The sequence below is a fragment of the Actinomycetota bacterium genome (assembly GCA_040755895.1).
Classification (GTDB): Bacteria; Actinomycetota; Aquicultoria; order Subteraquimicrobiales; family Subteraquimicrobiaceae; genus Subteraquimicrobium.
In genome coordinates, this window is the sequence record JBFMAG010000108.1 from 1 (window position 1) to 2,712 (window position 2,712).

2 protein-coding genes are annotated in these 2,712 nt (G+C 44.4%); both read right to left on the minus strand.

All coding sequences use genetic code 11. The features are described from left to right. Window positions 1–216 precede the first annotated feature (216 nt). Entirely contained in the window at window positions 217–858 is a 642-nt protein-coding gene (locus tag AB1466_05110) for a response regulator transcription factor (GenBank protein ID MEW6189472.1), read from the minus strand. 337 nt (window positions 859–1,195) lie between these two features. Then, on the minus strand, window positions 1,196–2,712 hold a 1,517-nt coding region (acs, locus tag AB1466_05115), incomplete at its 5' end, for an acetate--CoA ligase (protein ID MEW6189473.1).

Below are 2,712 nucleotides of genomic sequence, written 5' to 3' on the forward strand. Positions count from 1 at the left end.
TAAGGAAGCCAACTTGGAATACATTGAATGTTGCCGGGAGGCTGGCGAACCAGTTCCTGAGGAAGATGAGGTAGCTATAGAAAAAGTAACCATTTAACATTTTCTTTTCAACGAAAATCCTTACACTTTTAGGCACAATCGAGTTAGACAAAATATCCCACTTGACTGCGATCGTTTGAAAAATAAAAAGCGATAAAGCTTTCAGCTAAGCTAGGATTATTTATTAATCTTGCCAAGAATTGAATTAAACAGGGTGAAGAGTTTGAAACGATTTTCAGTCCCCGTTTTCCGGTAGATTTTTCTTAAGTGGAACTTTACCGTGGATGGAGAGATGAAAAGCTTCTGAGCAATTTCCCGATTGGAATAACCTTGCAATAAGCATTTCAAAACCTCTAATTCCTTTGCAGTGAATTGAAATTTACTGCAAATGGTGTGATCTTCGATCATTCCCCCAAATTTTGGTACAGAAAATAGGTTAATGGAAGATTTCTCTTGAACCACCAATCTTATGGCTTTGATTAGTTCTATCGAAGGAGCGGATTTTAAGAGGTAGCCATCAATACCCATTCTAATTAGCTCATTAAAGATCGAATCGTCTTCTAAGGTGGATAAAACCACAACTTTTATATAAGGGTTAACTTTCTTAAGTCTTTTTATCAGCTCGAAGTCATTTAATTCGGCTGCGTCAAGGCTCCATAACAACACGTGACAGGGCGAGTTTTCCGCCACTCTTATAGCTTCCTCAAGATTTTCAGCGACCTGAGTGATCTCGAAATCTCGCTCTTTTTCTAAAATCATTTTCAATCCCAGTGAATATATATCGTGGTCTTCAACGAGCAAGAGCTTTATCCTCTCCAAAGCACCTCCTAAAATCTTCCAACTTTTCTTTCAATAGATTGCCGAAAAAATCTTACCATTACAACTATCCTTTGGGATAGTCTTTGGGCATCCCCTTGGAATAATTTTTATTAACAGACCTAAAGGTCTGTTTCTACTAAAGGATTTTTAGACAAAATATAGGACTCACTCCAGTTTGCGGGAGATGAACTCCCGCGCTACGTGATATTATTAATCAACGTAGAAAGATGTAGGGACGGGTCTTGCCTGCTCGTCCGGCAGGCGGGTGCCTGCCCAAGATCAAAAGCCGCGGATGAACCGCCGCGCTACCGGTAGATAGTATGTCGAGGTCTGACTCTTAAGGTTTGAGGAGTTCTTTGAATTCTTGGTATGCCTTTTTCACTTCATCTGTGGAGGCTTCATCCTCTAGAGTGCTCAAATCTCCAATGGGGGATTCGGTAACGATAGCTTTCAATACTCTTCTCATGATCTTTCCGCTTCTCGTCTTGGGGAGCTTTGCCGTAAAGTAAATGCTTTCTGGAGTTGCCACCGGTCCAATGACTTTTCTCACCTGCTCCTTTATCTGCGAAGCCAATTCTTCCGAGGGCTCATACCCCTCTTTGAGGATGGCGAAGATGAGAATGGTCTCTCCCTTAACTGGGTCTGGCTTGCCCACTACAGCGCTTTCAGCTACCGCCGGATGTGATATGCAAGCGCTTTCAAGTTCCGCCGCCCCCAACCTATGACCGGCGATTTTTAAAACCTCATCAGCTCTGCCAATCACCCACAGGTAACCATCGTCATCCTTTATGGCATAATCTCCGGTATAATACTTCCCAGGAAACTTCGACCAATAAGTGTTCTTATACCTTTCGGGATCCTTATAGATGGTCATCATCATTCCGGGCCAGGGCTTATTTATAACTAGATATCCCTTCACCCCGGTGGGAACTGAATGCCCCTTCTCGTCCACCACATCCGCTTCGATTCCAGGCAGAGGCAGAGTAGCACTGCCAGGTTTTAGGGGAACGAGCTCTATGCCCGGTGCCGGGGAGATCATTATCCCGCCAGTTTCAGTCTGCCACCAGGTATCGACTACGGGGCACCGCTTGCCCCCGATGTTCTCAAAGTACCAAAGCCAAGCTTCGGGATTTATGGGTTCGCCCACGCTTCCCAATATCTTTAGACTCCCAAGGTCGTGCCTCTCTAACCACTCTTTCCCGAATTTCATAAACATTCTTATTGCGGTGGGAGAAGTATAGAAGGTTGTTACCTGATATTTTTCAATGATCTCCCACCATCGAGCTGGTGTAGGATAATCCGGTGCCCCCTCATACATGACTATGGAAGCTCCCCAGGTCAAAGGGGCATAAACTATTGAACTGTGTCCAGTGACCCAACCGACATCAGCGGTGCACCAATATACGCAGTCCTCCTTTATATCAAATACCCATTTGTATACGGAATGGTTGAAGGTTATGTATCCCCCGCTTGAATGCACTATTCCCTTGGGTTTTCCCGTGGTTCCAGAGGTATAAAGGATATAAAGAGGATGGTTTGACTCCACAGGCTCAGGTTTAACATAAGTTTTGGACTCATTGAGTAGCTCACTGAGGAAGATGTCTCTACCCTTCTGCATTTCAACTTCCACATTTGCTCTGTTTACCACAATTACCCTCTCAATGCATGGAGTTTTACTTAAAGTTTCATCGGCTATATCTTTCAAGCAGATGATTTTCCCTCTTCTAAATCCCGCATCGGCGGTTACGAGCACCTTGGCTTCCACATCATTAATTCGGTCAGCCAAAGCTTGGGCACTAAAACCCGAGAATATTACGGTGTGCGGTGCCCCGATTCTAGCGCAAGCAAGCATGA